This is a genomic window from Thermobispora bispora DSM 43833 (assembly GCF_000092645.1).
Taxonomy (GTDB): domain Bacteria; phylum Actinomycetota; class Actinomycetes; order Streptosporangiales; family Streptosporangiaceae; genus Thermobispora; species Thermobispora bispora.
Genome location: NC_014165.1, coordinates 1165291 through 1183967 on the forward strand (window position 1 = coordinate 1165291; position 18677 = coordinate 1183967).

The following is an 18677-nucleotide window of genomic DNA, read 5'->3' on the forward strand; positions in this document are numbered from 1 at the left end:
TGACATGGTGGACGGCATCGGGCCCGCCCGGAGGGCGGCTCGGCGGCCCGCCGTATGAGCGGTCGCATGGGCACTCCGGCCCGCGCGTGGAGGACTTCGCGGCCCTTCTCTTCGCGGGGGCGGACCGGCCCGCGCGCGGGGGACTACGCCCGCTCCGGGAGCGCCCGCTGGAACGGCACCGGGCCCGGCGCGCGGGACCGGCCCTCCGCAGGCTCGGGTACGGCACGGCCGGGACCGGCCCGGCGCGCGCCGGCCGTACCGGACACTCCGTCGAGAAGTCGTACCGGACATTCCGCCGAATAGGGGACAGGTGGCGAGTTGCCTGGTCGCCGGTGCCGGCGCCCGTCCGCGGGCGCGCCGGGCGGGGTTTCCGGAGTGTCAAGGATTTTCAAAGATCCCCGACATGTTGCGGGTTAGGCGCGGCCCTCGCCCGCCGCGATACTCGGAGCATGCCGGACCTGCTTGCACGCCATCGCGCGGTCATGCCGAAATGGATGACCCTGTACTACGACGAGCCCATCGAGATCGTCAGCGGTAAGGGATGCCGTGTCGTCGACTCGACGGGCAAGAGCTACCTCGACTTCTTCGCCGGAATCCTCACCAACATGATCGGGTACGACATACCCGAGGTGAAGGAGGCCGTTGAGCGGCAGCTCGCCACGGGTGTGGTGCACACCTCGACGCTGTACCTCATCCGCGGCCAGGTCGAGCTCGCCGAGAAGATCGCCCGGCTGTCCGGCATTCCGAACGCCAAGGTCTTCTTCACCAACTCCGGCACGGAGGCCAACGAGACCGCGCTGCTGCTCGCCACCTACGCCCGGGGCACCGACCAGGTGCTCGCCATGCGGCAGAGCTACCACGGCCGGTCGTTCGGCGCCATCAGCGTCACCTCCAACCGGGCCTGGAAGAACAACTCGCTCTCCCCGCTGAACGTGCACTTCCTGCACGGCGCCGACCGGCACCTCCCCCAGTTCCGCGGGATGTCGGACGAGGAGTACATCGCGGCCTGCGTGGCGGACCTGCGCCACGTGCTCGCCACCGTGGCGGCCGGCAAGGTGGCCGCGCTGATCGCCGAGCCGATCCAGGGCGTGGGCGGCTTCACCATGGCGCCCGACGGCCTGTTCGCCGCGTACAAGGAGGTCCTCGACGAGGAGGGCATCCTCTTCATCTCCGACGAGGTCCAGACCGGCTGGGGCCGTACCGGGTCGGCGTTCTTCGGGATCCAGAACCACGGCGTCACGCCGGACATGATCACCTTCGCCAAGGGGATCGGGAACGGCTTCGCCGTGGGCGGGGTGGTGGCCCGCGGCGACCTGATGGACGCCCCGCACGCCATCGGCCTGTCCACCTTCGGCGGCAACCCGATCGCGATGACCGCGGCGAACGCCACCCTCGACTACGTGCTCGACCACGACCTGCAGGCGAACGCGGCCCGGATGGGCGACATCATCATCCCCGGCCTGCGGGAGGCGGCGCGGCGGCTGCCGATCGTCGGCGACGTCCGCGGCAAGGGCCTGATGTTCGCGATCGACCTGGTCGACCCGGCCACCCGCGAGCCCTCGCCGCCGCTGGCCGCCCGGTTCATGGAGGAGACCAAGAAGCGCGGGCTGCTCGTCGGCAAGGGCGGCCTCTACGGCCACACGGTGCGGATGGCCCCGCCGCTCACCCTCAGCGAGGAAGAGGCCCGGGAGGGCCTGGGCATCATCGTCGCCGCGCTGGAGGCCATCAACGATGAAGCACGTTAGCCACTGGATCGACGGGGCCGAGGTCCGCGGCGAGGGCCGTACCGGGGAGATCTACAACCCGGCCACCGGCGAGGTCACCGGGCAGGTGGCCTTCGCGACCGTGGCCGAGGTCGACGCCGCGGTCGAGGCGGCCAAGCGCGCCTTCCCCGCGTGGCGGGACACCTCCCTGGTGAAGCGGAGCAAGATCCTCTTCGCCTTCCGGGAGCTGGTCGACAAGCACCGGGACGAGCTCGCCGCCCTGATCAGCTCGGAGCACGGCAAGGTGCACTCCGACGCGATGGGCGAGGTGGCCCGCGGCCTGGAGGTGGTGGAGTTCGCCTGCGGCATCCCCCACCTCCTCAAGGGCGGCTTCTCCGAGAACGTGTCGACCAGGGTCGACTCGTACTCGATCCGGCAGCCGCTCGGCGTGGTCGCCGGGATCACCCCGTTCAACTTCCCGGCCATGGTGCCGATGTGGATGTTCCCCATCGCGATCGCCTGCGGGAACACCTTCGTGCTCAAGCCGTCGGAGAAGGACCCCTCCGCGTCGATCTTCCTCGCGGAGCTCTGGCGGCAGGCCGGGCTGCCCGACGGCGTGTTCAACGTCGTGCAGGGGGACAAGGTCGCGGTGGACCGGCTGCTCGAGCACCCGGACGTGCGGGCCGTCTCGTTCGTCGGCTCCACCCCGATCGCCCGGTACGTGTATGAGAAGGCGACCGCCCACGGCAAGCGGGTCCAGGCGCTCGGCGGCGCGAAGAACCACATGCTCGTGCTCCCCGACGCCGACCTCGACCTCGCCGCCGACTCGGCGGTCTCGGCCGGGTTCGGCTCGGCGGGCGAGCGGTGCATGGCGATCTCGGTCGTGCTCGCCGTCGACCCCATCGGGGACGCCCTGGTGGAGAAGATCGTCGAGCGGACCCGCCGGATCGTCGTCGGCCCCGGGGACGACCCGGCCTCGCAGATGGGCCCGCTGGTCACCGCGGCCCACCGCGACAAGGTCGCCTCCTACCTCGACATCGCGGTGGACGAGGGCGCCAAGATCGTCGTGGACGGCCGGACCACGCCGGTCCGCGGCGGCCGGGGGAACGGCTTCTGGCTCGGCCCGACGGTGATCGACCACGTCACCCCGGGCTCCCGGGTGCACCGCGAGGAGATCTTCGGCCCGGTGCTGTCGATCGTGCGGGTGCGGTCGTACGAGGAGGGCATCCGGATCATCAACTCCGGCGAGTACGGCAACGGCACCGCGATCTTCACCAACGACGGCGGCGCGGCCCGGCGCTTCCAGAACGAGGTGGAGGTCGGCAGGTCGGCATCAACGTGCCGATCCCGGTGCCGATGGCGTTCTACAGCTTCGGCGGCTGGAAGGCCTCGCTGTTCGGCGACACCCACGTGCACGGCACCGAGGGCGTCCACTTCTACACCCGGGGCAAGGTCGTGACCTCGCGCTGGCTCGACCCCTCCCACGGCGGGGTGAACCTGGGCTTCCCCACGAACTCGTGACCTTCCGGTGATGCGCGTGCCGCCACGGGCCTCCGCGGGGTTCCGCCCCCCGGTAGGCTCGTGGCGTCCGCGTTCATGAGGGGAGTGCTCCGGGTGGGCAGCATGCGCCTCGGCGTCGCCGTCGCGGTGGCCGGGTTGCTCGCCGCCGCCTGCGGTGCGACCGGTGGGCCGGGGGCCGGCGAGACGCGCGCCGGCTCACGGGCGGCCCCGGCCGCGAGCTCCGCGACGCCGTCCCCGCCGTCCGCGCCGGCACCGGGCCCGGCCCGATCCCCGCTCGCCTCGATCGGCCCGGGCGAGGGGGAGGTCAGCGTGCTCGCGCCCGGCGGGTACGCGGAGTGGGGCGGCACCGACCCCAAGGTCAACTGGATCAGCGGGTTCGAGAAGTCCACCGGGTGCAAGGTCACCCTGCGCTCCTATGACCCGGAGCGGAGCGAGGAGCCGGGCGGATTCGACCCGGGCTCGTTCGACGTGATCGCCGCCCCGCCGCAGGTCTCCGGCCGGCTGATCGCCGAGGGCAAGGTCGCGCCGCTCAACACCGGCCTGATCGACGGGTACGGCGAGATCCCCAAGCGGCTGCGCACCCTGCCCGCGGTGCGCCAGGGCGACCGGGTGTACGGCGTGCCGTTCCTGTGGGGGATCACCGAGGTGCTCTACGACCCGGTCCGGGCGAACCCGGCCGGCAGGTCGGCGCTGTTCAGCGGCGCCGCGCCCGCGCTGATCAAGGACAGCCCGATGTCGATCGCGGAGGCGGCGCTCGCGCTCCGGGAGCGGGGCGAGAAGATCGACGACCCGTACGACCTCACCCCGGAGCAGCTCGAGCGGGCGGTCTCCCTGTTCCGCTCCGGGGCGCAGGCGCTCTGGCGCGACCCCATCGAGGTGGTCGAGGGGTTCGCCTCGGGCACGGCGCGGCTCGCGCTCGGCACGCCGTACCACCGCGACGTGCTCCGGCGCGGGGGCAGGCCGATCGCCGCGGTGCCCGCCCGCCCGGTGACCGGGTGGGCGGACGCGTGGCTGGTGTCGGCGGCGGCCGCGCACCCGTCCTGCGCGTACCAGTGGCTGAGCTGGACCCTCTCCGCCGAGGTGCAGCGCAAGGCCGCGGCATGGAACGGGCTCGCCCCGGTCAACCCCGAGGGGTGCACCGGCCGGACCCAGCGGATCTGCGAGATCTACCGGGTGGGTGAGCCCGGGGCGTTCGACGGCGTGCTCTTCGCGGTCCGGCCGCCCGGTTACGCGCAGTGGGCCGAGCGCTGGGCGGAGCTGCCCCGCTGACCGGGCCCGGCAGGCCGCGGGTAGGGCCACCCCGGCGGCGCGCCGTACCGATCAGGGCATCGCGGCCCGGTGGCGCCGGGGCAGGGGGACCTGCCCCTCGGGCAGGGGCAGCAGGGCCTCGGCGCAGTCGTCGCAGGCGTGGACCGGGGCGTTGTCGGGAAGCCTGCCCACCTTGACGCGGGGGCGAGGCCACTTCTTGTGGCATACGACGCACGCGTCGCCGTCCCGCTGTGTCACCGTCAGGCCCGCCGGGTCGAACAGGAGCATCCCGGCCTCGTTCGGGTTCCAGACCATCGCGGTCTCCCCTCGATCGCGTACCGGAACCGTTATAACGCGGTCACGGTAGGTGATCGACGCTCGAGGCCCCAAGGAATGCTTAAATCACGGCATAGTAGGGATCGTTAATGACAAAAGGGACATCCGGCATCAAGCCAGATGTCCCTTTTTGTTGCCGCTTAAACGGTTTAAACGGTCTTGTCGTGCTCGGCGATGGCCTTCTCGAGGATCGAGAGCCCTTCCTCGAGCAGGTGGTCCGGGATGACCAGCGGCGGCAGGAACCGGAGCACGTTGCCGTAGGTGCCGGCGGTGAGCGCGACCAGGCCCTCGGCGTGGCACCGCTTCGCCACGTCGGCGGCCGGCAGCGGGTCCTTGGTGCCCGGCACGACGAGCTCGATCGCGGTCATCGCGCCGCGGCCGCGGACGTCGCCGACGATGCGGTACTTCTCCTTGAGCGCGTGGAGCCGGGGGAGCATGACCTCGCCGATGTGGCGGGCGCGCTCCACCAGCTTCTCCTGCTCGATGGTCTCGAACACGGCGAGCGCGGCCTCGCAGGCGAGCGGGTTGCCGCCGTAGGTGCCGCCCAGGCCGCTCGGGTGGACGGAGTCCATGAGCTCGGCCCGGCCGGTGACCGCGGCGAGCGGCAGACCACCCGCGATGGCCTTCGCCGTGGTGATGATGTCGGGGACGATGCCCTCGTCCTCGCAGGCGAACATGTGGCCGGTCCGGGCGAAGCCCGTCTGGACCTCGTCGGCGATGAAGACGATGCCGTTCTCCCGGCAGAACTCGGCGATCCGCGGGAGGAAGCCGCGCGCAGGAACGATGAAGCCGCCCTCACCCGCGATCGGCTCGATGATCACGGCGGCCACGTTCTCCGCGCCGATCTGCTTGTCGATCATGTCGATCGTCTGCGCGGCCGCCTCCTCGGCGCACCGCTCCGGGCCGGTGGGCCAGCGGAACGGGTAGGCGAGCGGCGCCCGGTACACCTCCGGCGCGAACGGGCCGAACCGGTGCTTGTACGGCACGTTCTTGGCGGTCAGGGTCATCGTCAGCAGCGTCCGGCCGTGGTAGGCGTGGTCGAAGACGACGACCGCCTGCCGCCCGGTGGCGTGCCGGGCGATCTTGATCGCGTTCTCCACCGCCTCGGCGCCGGAGTTCACCAGGATGCTGCGCTTCTCGTGGTCGCCGGGGGTGAGCTGGTTGAGCCTCTCGCAGACCGCGACGTACGACTCGTACGGGGTGACCATGAAGCAGGTGTGGGTGAACCGGCCGACCTGCTCCCGCACCCGCTCGACCACCCGCGGCGCGGCGTTCCCGACGCTGGTCACGGCGATGCCGGAGGCGAAGTCGATGAGCGAGTTGCCGTCGACGTCGACCAGCACGCCGCCGCCGGCGCGCTCCACGAACACGGGGAGGATCGTGCCGACGCCGGGCGGCACGGCCGCCTGCCGCCGGGCGAAAAGCTCCCGCGACTTGGGACCGGGGATCTCGGTGACGAGGCGGCGCTCCTGGGGAAGCAGCGGGCCGCCCTCAGTGGTGGCAGTGCTCATGCCACGACGCTATGGCCAGGCATTTCCCTTGCGGATGTGTCATCGTGGCACAATGAAGACGGACATTTTGCCAAGGTGGCGAAAGACAGCCGGGGGAGGGACGTGGCGCCCACGCTACGCCGGGTGGTGGCGATCGCACCGCTCCACCTGACCGTCCTCGCCGGGCGGCGGCACCTCGACCGGCCGGTCCGCTGGGTCGCCGTGAGCGAGCTGGAGGACCCCACCCCCTTCCTGGAGGGCGGCGAGCTCGTCCTCACCACCGGGATGCGCCTGTCCGGCGCGGACGCCGGGCCGTACATCGACCGGCTCGTCGCCCGTGGCGTGGCCGGGTTCGGGTTCGGCGTGGGCCTCACCCACGACCGGGTGCCCCGGGAGTTCATCGACGCGGCCGAGGCGGCCGGGCTGCCCCTCGTCGAGGTGCCGCGGGAGACCCCGTTCATCGCGATCGGCAAGGCGGTCAGCGAGCTGCTCGCCGCCGAGCAGTACGAGGAGCTCAGCCGGGCCTTCGCGGCGCAGGGCCGGCTCACCCGGGCGGCCCTGCAGCGGGACGGCACCGCGGCCGTCGTGGACCGGCTCGCCAAGGAGGTCGACGGCTGGGTGATCCTGTTCGACCAGGCCGGCGCGGTACGGCGCGCGGCCGACGCCTCGGCGCCCGCGGCCGGGAGGGCGGACGGCCGGTGCAGTGAGCGCGTCGAGCGCGCCGCCCGGTCGCTCGAGCCGGAGCTCGCCCGGTTCCGCCGGGCCCAGTCACCCGCGAGCCTCGCGCTCTCCACCCCCGACGAGCACGTCATCGTCCATCCGCTCGGCCGGAAGGGGTTCCTCGCCGTCGGCTCGGAGCGGCCCTTCACCCCGAACGGGCACACGATCGTCAACGCCGCCGGGTCCCTGCTCACCCTCACCCTGGAGCAGGGGCGCGAGCAGCGGACCGCGGCCGCCCGGGTCCGGTCCGCGGCGCTCCGGCTGCTGCTCACCGGGGAGACCGAGGCGGCCGGGGAGGTGCTCGCCGCGCTGGGGGAGCGGCTCCCGGACCCGCCGTACATCGTGCTCGCCTGCGCCGCGGGGGACGAGAAGGCCGGGGCGGCGGAGCTGGAGGAGCTCGCCGAGGCCCTGCCCTGCTTCACCGCGCCGTGGGAGGGGATGCTCCTGGCCATCGCGCCGGCTTCCGCGGCCGACGACATCGCCGCGATCGCGGCCCGGCACGGCCGGGTCGGGCTCAGCGCCGAGGGGGCCGACCTGCCCACCGCCGTCGACCAGGCGAAACGGGCGCTCGCCGCCGCCTCGCCGGTGGCGCGGTTCGCCGATCTGGCCGGGCAGGGGCTGCTCTCCCTGCTCGATCCGGCGGCCGCCGCCTCGTTCGCCGCCGCCATCCTCGCCCCCTTGCGGGAGTACGGCCGCCGCACCGACCTGGTGGAGTCGCTCCGCGCCTACCTGGCGTGCAACGGGCACTGGGACGCGGCCGCCCACCGGCTCGGGATCCACCGGCACACGCTGCGGTACCGGATGAAGCGGGTGAGCGAGCTGCTCGGCCGCGACCTGGACGACCCCGGGGCCCGGGCCGAGCTGTGGATCGCGCTGAACGTGTGAGCCCGTGGGCTCAGTCCCGCTCCTTCACCATGAAGTGGCGGATCACCGCGGTGGTCACGGTCTCATAGGTCTTGCCGTCCGGCAGGTGCCCGGCACGTTCCAGACTGAGCGCGCCCTGCGCCGCCGCCCATAACGCGTCGGCGATCTTCCGCGGCTGGGTGGGCGTCAGGTAGCCGGCCGCGATGCAGTCCGCGATGATCCGGTCGGCGATGTTGAGCGCGGCCCGGGCGAGGGTGCGGGCCCGCTCGCTCGGCGTGAACCCGGGGATGGCCCGCTCGAACATCAGGCTGTAGTAGCCGGGCTCGGCGAGGGCGGCCTCCCGGTACGCGGCGGCGAGGGCGGTGAGCCGCTCCAGCGGGTCGCCCCGCTTCGGCAGGGCTTCGAGGCGGCGGCGGATGTGCTCGAACCCCTCAAGGTAAAGGGCCTCGGCGAGGCCCTCCTTGCTGCCGAACATCGTGTAGATGACCTGGGTCGAGCAGCCGGCCTCGGCGGCGATCCGGCGCACGGTCAGGCTCTCCGGCCCCGCCTCGGTGAGCAGCCGGGTGGCGACGTCCATGAGGCGGGTACGGAATTCGTCGTAGGTGTTCCGATGGCCGCGCGTGTAGGCGCCCTGCAGTCCGAGCGGCGTCGGCGAACCCATCAGCGACGAGCCCTTCTCACGTTGGGGGTCCCTGGGCGGACCCAGTTAGGCCTAACCCCGCTGCGCGTGTTCAAACCGACTAAACGGAAATCGTGCTGAAACCGCCGCGCAGCCGTGACATAACCATATTTATACATAGTGGCGTGCTTGCGCCCAATATTGTGCTGAGCGGAGTAGATTGGCCGCGCCGGCCGGTGGCGTAGCGTGGGAGGCATGGACGCCAGCCCCACACCTGAACCTCGTCCCTTCTGGCTCGCCGGCCGTCCCGCGACCGGGAGCGCCCAGCAGACCGTGACCAACCCGTACGACGGCCGCGTCGTGGGGGTGCACTCGGTTCCGACGCCGGAGCAGGTCGAGCAGGCCGTGGCCGCGGCCCACGCCGTACGCCACAAGGCGGCGGCGCTGCCGATCCACGTGCGCGCCGAGGCGCTCGCCCACGTCGCCCGCCGGCTGGCGGAGCGCGCCGAGGAGTTCGCCCGGCTGATCAGTGCCGAGAACGGAAAGCCTATCTTCTGGGCGCGTGGTGAGGTCAACCGCGCGATCTCCACGACCCGCTTCGCCGCGGAGGAGGCGCGCCGGTTCAGCGGCGAGGTGATGCGGCTCGACACCGACCCGGCCGCGCAGGGGCGGCTCGCCTACATCACCCGGGTGCCGCACGGGCCGGTGCTGGCGATCACGCCGTTCAACTTCCCGCTCAACCTGGTCGTGCACAAGGTCGCCCCGGCGATCGCCGTCGGCGCCCCGGTCATCGTGAAGCCCGCCCCGGCCACCCCGCTCTCCGCGCTCGCGCTCGGGGAGATCCTCGCGGAGACCGACCTGCCCGAGGGGATCTTCTCCGTCCTCCCGGTCCCGAACGAGCAGGCCGGGCAGCTCGTCGACGACCCGCGGCTTCCGGTGATCTCCTTCACCGGCTCCGGCCCGGTCGGCTACTCGATCATGGACCGGGTGCCGCGCAAGCACGTCACCCTCGAGCTCGGCGGCAACGCGGCCGCGGTGGTGCTCGCCGACGCCGACCTCGACTGGGCGGCCCAGCGGATCGCCCTGTTCTCCAACTACCAGGCCGGCCAGAGCTGCATCGCCGTGCAGCGGGTGATCGTCGAGGAGCCGGTCGCCGACGTCTTCACCGAGAAGCTCATCGCCGCGGTCGAGGCGCTGGTCACCGGTGACCCGGCCGACGAGCGGACCCAGGTCGGCCCGCTGATCAGCGAGGCCGCGGCGGAGCGGGTGGAGCAGTGGGTGAAGGAGGCCGTCGCCGCCGGGGCCCGCGTGCTCACCGGGGGCACCCGCGAGGGGACGACCTTCGCGCCCACCGTGCTCACCGACGTGCCGCGGGACGCGAAGGTGGCCTGCGAGGAGGTGTTCGGCCCGGTCATGATCGTGCAGCGGGTCGCCTCCGTCGACGAGGCCTTCGCCGCGGTGAACGACTCCAAGTACGGCCTGCAGGCCGGCGTGTTCACCCGCAACCTCGACATCGCGTTCCGGGCGAACCGGGAGCTGGAGGTCGGCGGGGTCGTCATCGGCGACGTGCCGTCCTACCGCGCCGACCAGATGCCGTACGGCGGGGTCAAGCAGTCCGGTGTCGGCCGCGAGGGCCTGCGCTCCGCGATGCACGACCTGACCTACGAGAAGGTCATGATCCTCACCGGCCTCACGCTCTGAGCCTCACGAATCGAGGTCCGCCCAGTGGCCAGGGTGCCGTCACGTCCCGGCCGGCGGGGCCGTCCACCCGCCGGCCGGGACGCCCGGGTCAGGCGCGCTCGGCCTTCAGGAACAGGTTCTTGATCGCCGGGCCGAAGTACGGGCCGTACATCGTGCGGTGGTCGGTGCTGTACTTGAAGCTGCTCACCGAGGTGAGCACCCCGCGCCCGGTCGCCGGATCGAACGAGGTCAGCCACGGCCCGCCGCTCGCCCCGGCGGTGAGCTCGCACCGCAGCCCCTGGCCGCGGGTCTGGCCGTGCGGGTCGTCGTGGGGCACGCCCGCGCAGTAGAGCAGCCGCTCGCCGCTGTACGGCGGATCGGCGGGGAAGCCGAAGCCGTAGGTCTGCTGCCCGCGCCGGGCGTTGAAGCCGATCTCCTGCCCGCCGACCACATCCCCGAGACGACGGCCGCCCGGGCCGTCGTTCACCACGACCATGCCGACGTCGTAGTCGTCGTTCCCGTCGCGGGCCCACTGCCGGGGCACGAACATGCGCCGCGCCGTGTAGGTGCCGTACGGGCGCCGGCCGGGCTGGTACCCGGGGACGAAGACCCAGTTCTCCGCCCAGGCGCCGGTTCCGTTCTTGACGCAGTGGCCGGCGGTGACCACCACGGACCGGTTCGCGCTGCGCACGGCGCTCGCCGAGCAGGCGAAGTCGACGCCGTTCATGGTGAGGAAGACGCGTCCGGTGGTCTTCCGCACCAGCCCGCCCGCCTCCCACACGGACCCGCTCGTGGTCGACCGTACGGCGGCGCGCCGCTCCCTGGCGAGCGGGAGGCGGCGGGCCGCCGCCGGGGGCAGGACGGTGGCGGCGAGCGAGCGCACCCGGTCGGCGGTCTCGCCGGCGCCGGGCAGGTCGATCGGGATCGCCCGCTCCATCCGCTCCGGCGTCCAGTGCGCGCCGGCGATGGGGGCGGCGAGGTGTTCGACGGCGTCGGCCACCGGGAGGAGCTCGGCGTGCGGCCCGGCGACGGCCCCGGCGGCGAGCGCTGCGGCGATCAGCAGGGGGAGGCTCATGGCACCGAAGTGTGGACCACGAGAAGTGATCATGCTGCTACTTTTCGTGAATCCCCTGGTGGGTGCGTGGTGATCCAGTCCGCGGCCGGCGGGCCGCCGCAGGCCGCCGGCCCGTCCTCCCGCCCCCTTCCGGGACGAGGACGACGCGCGGTGCGCATCGGGGAGAATGGGAGCGTGCTGTCCGAAACCAGCCCGCCGGCGGAGTCCCGCGCCGAGCCCCGCTCGATCGTCGTGCTGGGATCGACCGGCTCCATCGGCACCCAGGCCCTCGACGTCATCGCACGCGCCCCCGACCGGTTCCGCGTGGTCGCGCTCGCCGCTGGCGGCGGGCGGGTCGAGCTGCTGGCGCGCCAGGCCGCCGAGTTCGGGGTGGCCGCGGTCGCCGTCGCGGACCCGGGGGCGGTCCCGGCGCTGCGGGAGGCGCTCGCCGCGCGGGGCGCGCGGCCGAAGATCCTCGCCGGCATGGAGGGCGTCGCCGAGCTCGCCGCCCACCCGTGCGACGTCGTGCTCAACGGCATCACCGGCGCGCTCGGGCTCACCTCCACGATCGCCGCGCTCGAGGCCGGGCGGACGCTGGCGCTCGCGAACAAGGAGTCCTTGATCATCGGCGGCCCGCTGGTGAAGCGCCTCGCCGGGCCGGGACGGCTGATCCCCGTCGACTCGGAGCACTCCGCGCTCGCCCAGTGCCTCTGGGCGGCCGGGCCCTCGGGCGCGGACCCGCGCGCCGTGCGCCGGCTGGTGATCACGGCGAGCGGCGGGCCGTTCCGGGGGAGGACCAGGGCCGAGCTCGAGGACGTGACGCCGGAGATGGCGCTCAATCACCCGACGTGGAACATGGGCCCGGTGATCACCGTCAACTCGGCCACCCTGGTCAACAAGGGCCTCGAGGTGATCGAGGCGCACCTGCTCTTCGACATCGGCTTCGACCGCATCGAGGTGATGATCCACCCGCAGTCGGTGATCCACTCGATGGTCGAGTTCGTCGACGGCTCCACCATCGCCCAGGCGAGCCCGCCGGACATGCGGCTGCCGATCTCCCTCGCCCTGGGCTTCCCCGAGCGCGTCCCCGGCGCGGCGCCGGCCGTCGACTGGACCCGGGCGCACACCTGGACGTTCGAGCCGCTCGACGACGAGACGTTCCCGGCCGTCGCGCTCGCCCGGCACGTCGGCGAGCTCGGCGGCACGGCCCCGGCCGTCTACAACGCGGCGAACGAGGTGTGCGTCGAGGCCTTCCTCAAGGGCAGGCTGCCGTTCCTCGGCATCGTCGACACGGTCGGCAAGGTGGTGGCCGAGCACACCGTGGGCCCGGCCGATTCGGTGGAGGAGGTGCTCGCCGCCGACGCCTGGGCGCGGGAGCGGGCGGCCGAGCTGGCCGGCTGAGCGCGAGGTCCCGGTAGGGCGGCGGAAGGGCGGCCGAGCGCGGAAAGCGGGCCGATCGGGTACGGAAGACCAGGCCGAGCACGGGAAACCGGCCGGGCGCAGGCGACCGGCCGTTCACGGAACGCCGGCCGGGCGTGCGGGAGGGCCGGCCTGCTGTTCCGGAAAGCGGGCGGAAAGGGAAATCCGGGACGGCGGGAAAGCCCGCCGCCCCGGATCACATCACCGGCCGGTATGACCGGGCGGGCCGGTCAGGGCCGGATGGGCAGCCTCCGCCTCGGATCAGGAGGCCTCGCAGGACACCGACGGAGCCTCGTCGCTCGGCCCGTTCGCGATGAAGCCGAACGTGGTGGACCCGTGCGCCTCCACGTTGCCGTTCCAGCTCTCGTTCTTCACCGTGACGGTGCCGTTCGACTGGCTGAGCCGGCCGTTCCAGACCTGGGTGATGGACTGGCCGCTCGCCGGCTGCCAGCTCACGCTCCAGCCGGACAGCGCCGTGTGGCCCGAGTTGTGGACGGTGACCTCACCCTGGAAGCCGCCGCTCCAGGAGTTGACGACCCGGTAGGTCGCCGTGCACTGACGCTCCGACGGCGGCGGGGAGACCGGCGGAGAGACCGGCGGGGAGACGGGCGGCGAGACCGGCGGGCTGCTCGGCGGGTTGGTCGGGCCGCCGGAGCCGGGGCCGATGCCGGTCACCTCGCCGTTGCCGCCGTCGAACACGACGTCAGAGCAGTTGTAGAAGGTCTCCTGGCTGTCGGACCGCTGCCAGATCGAGTAGATGATGTGCCGCCCCGACTTGTTCTCGGGCAGCTTGGCGTTCCAGTAGTAGTAGGCGTCCTCGTTGCCCGGCGAGCCGACGCTCGGCGGGTCGGTGACCTCGCTGAACGGCGTGGGCTCCAGGTCGTCCCAGCTGAGCGGGCGGTTCGGGTCCCAGGAGTCCTTGGTGACGTACAGGCGGAAGGTGCCCGGGTGGTGGGCCCACATGTTGTACCGGATCTGGATGGTGGCGCCCGCCGTCAGGTGGGTGACGGGCCAGTCGTCCCGGGCCAGGTCGAAACCGCTGAAGTCATAGACCTTGGCGTCCGCGCTGCACAGCTTGCCGTCGGGGATGTACCCGCGCGTCCGCCCGGCGCCGTCCGAGCGGAGCACGGCGAACCAGTTGTACAGGGCGTTGGTGCCGCTCTGGGCCACCGCGGCCGCGCAGGCGGGGTTGTTCGGCACGATGTTGCCCTGCGGGGTGAGGCCGTCCTTCCAGCACAGGTAGGTGCGGCTGCCGGGCATCATCATCGCGCCGTGCGCCGCCGCCGGGGACGACGGCAGGACACTGGCCACGAGGGCCGCGAGCGCCGCGGCTGAGATGCTGACTGTCGTTTTCGACGTGCTTCTACGAAGTCTTCCCACGGCTTAACCCTTTCGCTGGTCATGGCTGCCGTATGGGTGGTGCGGCACGGGCGACGCCGGACACGTCGGCCAGAGGGCAGCCGGTGACCGTCTGTCGGGATGCGCGAGCGCTCACGCGGTTCGGACTGTAGACCGGCCGGCGGGCCCGGCCCAGGGAGGCGGGGCGACCGGAGGGCGGGCTCCGGCGTTTGCCCAGGTAAATGCGGATAAAGTCAACGAATTTTCATGAAAGCTTCATTGCGGCGCAGCCGTACGGTCGCCGGCGGCGCGGCGAGCCGCCGCGGGGCACTGCCTAGACTGGGAACGCCTCCACGGCATCGCCGATACCACAAGGTGCTGATATGTCTGTTGATCTCGGGATTCCCACAGTCCGGACCAAGCCGATCGCCAAGCGGCGGGTGTCCCGGCAGATCATGGTCGGCTCGGTTCCGGTCGGCGGTGACGCGCCGATATCGGTCCAGTCGATGACCACCACGGTCACGGCGGACGTCAACGCCACACTCCAGCAGATCGCCGAGCTCACCGCGGCCGGATGCCAGATCGTGCGCGTCGCCGTGCCCTCCCAGGACGACGCGGACGCGCTGCCGGAGATCGCGAAACGGTCCCCGATCCCGGTGATCGCCGACATCCACTTCCAGCCGAAGTACGTGTTCGCCGCGATCGACGCCGGCTGCGCCGGCGTGCGGGTGAACCCCGGCAACATCAAGAAGTTCGACGACAAGGTGGCCGAGATCGCGAAGGCCGCCTCGGACGCGGGGGTCCCCATCCGCATCGGCGTCAACGCCGGCTCGCTCGACCCGCGGTTCCTCAAGAAGTACGGCAAGGCCACCCCCGAGGCCCTGGTCGAGTCGGCGCTGTGGGAGTGCTCGCTCTTCGAGGAGCACGGCTTCCGGGACATCAAGATCTCGGTGAAGCACCACGACCCGGTGGTGATGATCCAGGCGTACCGGCTGCTCGCCGAGCGGTGCGACTACCCGCTGCACCTGGGCGTCACCGAGGCGGGGCCCGCCTTCCAGGGCACGATCAAGTCCGCGGTGGCGTTCGGCGCGCTGCTCGCCGAGGGGATCGGCGACACGATCCGCGTCTCGCTCTCCGCGCCGCCCGTGGAAGAGGTGAAGGTCGGCACCCAGATCCTGGAGGCGCTCGGGCTCCGGGAGCGCGGCCTGGAGATCGTCTCCTGCCCGTCGTGCGGGCGCGCCCAGGTCGACGTGTACACCCTCGCCGAGCAGGTGCAGGCGGGCCTGTCCGGCCTGAAGATGCCGCTGCGGGTCGCCGTGATGGGCTGCGTGGTGAACGGGCCGGGCGAGGCGCGCGAGGCCGACCTCGGCGTGGCCTCCGGCAACGGCAAGGGCCAGATCTTCGTCAAGGGCAAGGTCATCAAGACCGTGCCGGAGTCGCAGATCGTCGAGACGCTGATCGAGGAGGCGCTCCGCCTCGCCGAGGAGATGGGCGTGGACCCGGAGAGCGGCGAGGGCACCGGCCCGCAGGTGGTCGTCCGCTAGACCGGGGCCGGCCGTACCGGTGGGCGCGGGTGCGCTCCGGCATGCCGTGACCGCACCCCGGTGACTCGTCCGTCACCACGCCCCGCTGACCGGCCCGCGTTCCCAATCGGCCCGGCGGTCTCCATCCACGGCGGCCGAGCCGTCTCCACGTCCGGACGGGCCGGAGCGCCCCACCGGGCGGCGTTCGCCTCCGGCGTGCGACACAGCGCAATGGCTTGATTACACACTGGCAGGAATCGCGCGGACCGGCCGGTGGCCGTCCGCGCGCTCCTGGAAGCTGTCCTCTGCCGTACGTGAGCCGCCAGAGGGGAGCGTCGCCGGTGAGACAGGTCCTCGCAGTGGTCGCGGGCGCCGCCGCGCTGATCGCCGGATCGGCCGTCCCCGCCGGAGCGCGGCCCGCACCCGGGCGCGGCATCGCCTGGCGCCCCTGTGACCGGACGCTCACCGCCCGGCCGCCCCTCGGCATCGGCATCCGCGCGGCCCGGGAGGATCCCGGCGGGAAGCGGGCCGGGCGCGCCCTTCAGGAGGAGTGCGCCACGGTCCAGGTGCCCCTCGATCACTCCCGGCCGGACGGCCGGCAGATCACCCTCGCGATCAACCGGATCAGGGGCACGGCCCCCCGGAACGGCGAGCACCGCGGCGTGCTGCTCGTCAACCCCGGCGGGCCGGGCGGGTCCGGGCTGGAGCTCGCCCGCCACGTGGCGGCCCTGCTGCCGCCCGAGGTCGCGGCGCGCTACGACGTGATCGGCTTCGATCCGCGTGGCGTGGGCGCCAGCCGGCCCGCCCTCACCTGCGTGGACGCCCGGCGGTACTTCGCGGCGCCCCGGCCGGACAACGTGCCGCGCACCGCGGCGGAGGAGGACGCGCTGGTCGCCCGCGCGAAGCGGTACGCGAAGGCGTGCGGCGAGCGCTGGGGCTGGTTCCTGCCGCACCTGCACACCGAGAACGCCGCGCGGGACATGGACGTGATCCGCGCGGCCCTCGGCGAGGAGAAGATCAGCTACCTCGGCTACTCGTACGGCACCTACCTCGGCGCCGTCTACGCCACGCTCTTCCCGCACCGGGTCCACCGGCTGGTGCTCGACAGCGTCGTCGACCCGGGCCGGGTCTGGTACGACTCCAACCTCGATCAGAACCACGGCTTCGACCGGCGGCACCGGGACTTCCTCGCCTGGGTGGCGCGGTACCACGCCGAGTACCGGCTCGGCCGGACCGAGGCGGCGGTGAGCCGCGCCTGGTACGCGCTGCGCGACCGGCTCCGCACCCGGCCGGCGGCCGGGATCATCGGGCCGAGCGAGCTCGACGACATCTACACGGCCGGCGCGTACTCCTCACGGCTCTGGCCCGCGCTCGCCGGCGCGTTCTCCTGGTACGTGCACCGCGGGGAGACCGCGGGCCTGGTACGGCTGCACCGCGCCCTCGGCAAGGAGGACGAAGAGGAGGAGAACTCCTACGCCGTCTACCTGGGCGTGGAGTGCCGCGACGCCCCCTGGCCGCGCGACTGGGCGCGCTGGCACAGGGACACCGTCCGGTCGCATGAGGACGCCCCGTTCATGGCCTGGCCGAACACGGTCTACAACGCGCCGTGCGCCTTCTGGCCGGTGCCCGGGCGCACCCCCGTGCGCGTGGGCACGGACCGCCTGCCCCCGGTGCTGCTGATTCAGTCCGAGGGCGACCCGGCCACGCCGTACCCGGGGGCGCTGACCGTGCGCCGCCTGTTCCCCACGGCCCGGCTGGTCGTCGAGAGCGGCGGGGGCGACCACGGGGTGTCGCTCGGCGGGAACCCCTGCGTCGACGACCGGCTCGCCGCCTACCTGCTGGACGGGAGAGTCCCGGAGCGCCGCAGCACCGGGCACGCCGACGCGGTCTGCCCGGCGCCGCCCGCGCCGGAGCCGGCCGCGGCCGAGGACGGCGACCGTCGGCCGTGACCTGCGCGGACCGCACCGGACGGTTCGATCACCGGACCGGTGCGGATCAGCGGGCGGGCGGTGGCGTACGCTGGCTGCGTGAGGCTGGGGATTTCGGCGTCGCGTGTGCTCGACGACCGTGATCGGGACGAGGTGCTCGAGCTCCTCGACACCGATCCGATCACGAACGTGTTCGTCGCCGCCCGGGTCCGGACCGTCGGTCTGAACCCCGCCCGCCTCGGTGGCCAGATGTGGGGGTACGGCCCGCGGGGCCGGCTCGTCTCCCTCTGCTACGCCGGGGCCAACATGGTGCCGGTGAACGCCACCCCGGAGGCCGTGCAGGCCTTCGCCGAGCGGGCCCGGCGGCAGGGCAGGCGCTGCTCGTCGATCGTCGGCCCGTCCGAGGCCGTGCGGCAGCTCTGGGAGCGGCTCGAACCCCACTGGGGGAAGGCGCGGGCGATCAGGTGGGTCCAGCCGGTCATGGCGACCTCCTCGGCCCCACCGGTCAAGCCCGATCCCCGGGTGCGCCGGGTGCGGCCGGAGGAGCTCCCGATCCTGCTCCCGGCGTGCATCGCGATGTTCACCGAGGAGATCGGCGTCCCGCCGGACAACGGGGACGGCGGCGCGCTCTACCGGTCGCGGGTGGCCGAGCTGATCCGCATCGGGCGGTCGTACGCCCGCATCGACGACGGCAAGGTCGTGTTCAAGGCGGAGATCGGCGCGGTGACGCCGCACGCCTGCCAGATCCAGGGCGTGTGGGTCCACCCGGAGATGCGCGGGCGCGGGCACGCGGTGGCCGGGATGGCCGCCGTGGTGGAGGAGGCGCTCAAGCACTTCGCCCCGGTCGTCACCCTCTACGTCAACGACTTCAACCTGCCGGCCAGGGCCGCCTACCGGAAGGTCGGCTTCAAGGAGGTCGGCACCTTCACCTCGGTGCTGTTCTGACCCGCGGGCCGGCCGTCCCGGCCGGCCCGGAGCGGTCGCCGGGTGCCGTCCCGACCGGTGAGTGCGTCGTCCGGTGCCGTCCTGGTGCCGGGCCACGGTCCGACGGGGGCGGGGCCGCCCGCCGTGCGGCGCGGACGCCGGGCGGCGGGCCTGCTTCGCCGGCGGGCGTGCACCGGACGGCGGGCGTGCGGCCCATCAGGCGTGCCTGACGGCGGGCGGCGTGCATCGTCCGGGTGCGGCCGCCCGTGCGGGGCGCGGTCCGGCCCTCAGCTCCCCACGGCCGGATCAC

The 18677-nt window shown here is 72.9% G+C and carries 13 protein-coding genes and 1 pseudogene; 9 read left to right on the plus strand and 5 right to left on the minus strand.

Features of this window, described 5'->3' with window-relative positions; all coding sequences use genetic code 11:
- Positions 1-449: 449 nt before the first annotated feature.
- From TBIS_RS05160 to TBIS_RS05170, 3 genes and pseudogenes are all read left to right on the plus strand, one after another.
- A complete protein-coding gene (locus TBIS_RS05160; RefSeq protein WP_013131286.1) occupies positions 450-1745 on the plus strand; it encodes an aspartate aminotransferase family protein in 1296 nt (431 codons plus the stop codon).
- Positions 1732-3224, plus strand: a pseudogene (locus tag TBIS_RS05165) (CoA-acylating methylmalonate-semialdehyde dehydrogenase). Before TBIS_RS05160 ends, TBIS_RS05165 begins: the two are co-directional and overlap by 14 nt.
- Positions 3225-3299: 75 nt before the next feature.
- Complete coding sequence (locus tag TBIS_RS05170; protein ID WP_148231459.1) at positions 3300-4493, plus strand: extracellular solute-binding protein; 1194 nt, start codon at positions 3300-3302, stop codon at positions 4491-4493.
- Between the two features lie 51 nt (positions 4494-4544).
- On the opposite strand, the gene TBIS_RS05175 is transcribed toward TBIS_RS05170, so the two are convergent.
- Together TBIS_RS05175 and gabT are read right to left on the minus strand one after the other, a co-directional pair.
- A complete protein-coding gene (locus TBIS_RS05175; protein WP_013131288.1) occupies positions 4545-4787 on the minus strand; it encodes a hypothetical protein in 243 nt (80 codons plus the stop codon).
- Positions 4788-4957: 170 nt separating this feature from the next.
- Positions 4958-6319, minus strand: coding sequence for a 4-aminobutyrate--2-oxoglutarate transaminase (gene gabT / locus TBIS_RS05180; protein ID WP_013131289.1), 1362 nt, complete (start codon positions 6317-6319; stop codon positions 4958-4960).
- A gap of 102 nt (positions 6320-6421) precedes the next feature.
- Here gabT and TBIS_RS05185 point away from each other — a divergent pair, with 102 nt between their 5' ends.
- Positions 6422-7903: a PucR family transcriptional regulator gene (locus tag TBIS_RS05185; protein WP_041431224.1), complete on the plus strand. Its 1482-nt coding sequence runs from the start codon at positions 6422-6424 to the stop codon at positions 7901-7903.
- Between the two features lie 10 nt (positions 7904-7913).
- On the opposite strand, the gene TBIS_RS05190 is transcribed toward TBIS_RS05185, so the two are convergent.
- Positions 7914-8543: a TetR/AcrR family transcriptional regulator gene (locus tag TBIS_RS05190; RefSeq protein ID WP_013131291.1), complete on the minus strand. Its 630-nt coding sequence runs from the start codon at positions 8541-8543 to the stop codon at positions 7914-7916.
- 213 nt (positions 8544-8756) lie between these two features.
- On the opposite strand from TBIS_RS05190, the gene TBIS_RS05195 reads away from it, so the two are divergent.
- On the plus strand, positions 8757-10202 hold the full coding sequence (locus TBIS_RS05195; protein WP_013131292.1) for an aldehyde dehydrogenase family protein: 1446 nt from the start codon (positions 8757-8759) through the stop codon (positions 10200-10202).
- An 88-nt stretch (positions 10203-10290) separates the two neighbouring features.
- Here the strand turns inward: TBIS_RS05195 and TBIS_RS05200 are convergent, their stop codons facing one another.
- Positions 10291-11256 (minus strand): trypsin-like serine peptidase, encoded by a 966-nt coding sequence (locus TBIS_RS05200; RefSeq protein WP_013131293.1) that lies wholly within the window; start codon positions 11254-11256, stop codon positions 10291-10293.
- A 177-nt stretch (positions 11257-11433) separates the two neighbouring features.
- Here TBIS_RS05200 and dxr point away from each other — a divergent pair, with 177 nt between their 5' ends.
- A complete protein-coding gene (gene dxr, locus TBIS_RS05205; protein WP_041431977.1) occupies positions 11434-12636 on the plus strand; it encodes a 1-deoxy-D-xylulose-5-phosphate reductoisomerase in 1203 nt (400 codons plus the stop codon).
- Between the two features lie 279 nt (positions 12637-12915).
- Here the strand turns inward: dxr and TBIS_RS05210 are convergent, their stop codons facing one another.
- Positions 12916-13965, minus strand: coding sequence for a lytic polysaccharide monooxygenase (locus TBIS_RS05210; RefSeq protein ID WP_242384313.1), 1050 nt, complete (start codon positions 13963-13965; stop codon positions 12916-12918).
- Positions 13966-14375: 410 nt separating this feature from the next.
- Between TBIS_RS05210 and ispG the strand changes: the two genes are divergently transcribed.
- From ispG to TBIS_RS05225, 3 genes are all read left to right on the plus strand, one after another.
- A complete protein-coding gene (gene ispG / locus TBIS_RS05215) occupies positions 14376-15536 on the plus strand; it encodes a flavodoxin-dependent (E)-4-hydroxy-3-methylbut-2-enyl-diphosphate synthase (protein WP_013131296.1) in 1161 nt (386 codons plus the stop codon).
- A 320-nt stretch (positions 15537-15856) separates the two neighbouring features.
- A complete protein-coding gene (locus tag TBIS_RS05220; RefSeq protein ID WP_013131297.1) occupies positions 15857-17464 on the plus strand; it encodes an alpha/beta hydrolase in 1608 nt (535 codons plus the stop codon).
- A 78-nt stretch (positions 17465-17542) separates the two neighbouring features.
- Positions 17543-18388, plus strand: a complete 846-nt coding sequence (locus TBIS_RS05225) for a GNAT family N-acetyltransferase (protein WP_206207268.1) — start codon at positions 17543-17545, stop codon at positions 18386-18388.
- Positions 18389-18677 lie beyond the last annotated feature (289 nt).

Excerpts from the sequence above, each read along its gene's own strand:
- TBIS_RS05195 (WP_013131292.1), top strand. The coding sequence starts at position 8,757 with ATGGACGCCAGCCCCACACCTGAACCTCGTCCCTTCTGGCTCGCCGGC.
- ispG (WP_013131296.1), top strand. The coding sequence starts at position 14,376 with ATGTCTGTTGATCTCGGGATTCCCACAGTCCGGACCAAGCCGATCGCC.
- TBIS_RS05200 (WP_013131293.1), bottom strand. The coding sequence starts at position 11,256 with ATGAGCCTCCCCCTGCTGATCGCCGCAGCGCTCGCCGCCGGGGCCGTC.
- TBIS_RS05175 (WP_013131288.1), bottom strand. The coding sequence starts at position 4,787 with ATGGTCTGGAACCCGAACGAGGCCGGGATGCTCCTGTTCGACCCGGCG.
- TBIS_RS05190 (WP_013131291.1), bottom strand. The coding sequence starts at position 8,543 with ATGGGTTCGCCGACGCCGCTCGGACTGCAGGGCGCCTACACGCGCGGC.
- gabT (WP_013131289.1), bottom strand. The coding sequence starts at position 6,319 with ATGAGCACTGCCACCACTGAGGGCGGCCCGCTGCTTCCCCAGGAGCGC.
- TBIS_RS05160 (WP_013131286.1), top strand. The coding sequence starts at position 450 with ATGCCGGACCTGCTTGCACGCCATCGCGCGGTCATGCCGAAATGGATG.
- TBIS_RS05170 (WP_148231459.1), top strand. The coding sequence starts at position 3,300 with ATGAGGGGAGTGCTCCGGGTGGGCAGCATGCGCCTCGGCGTCGCCGTC.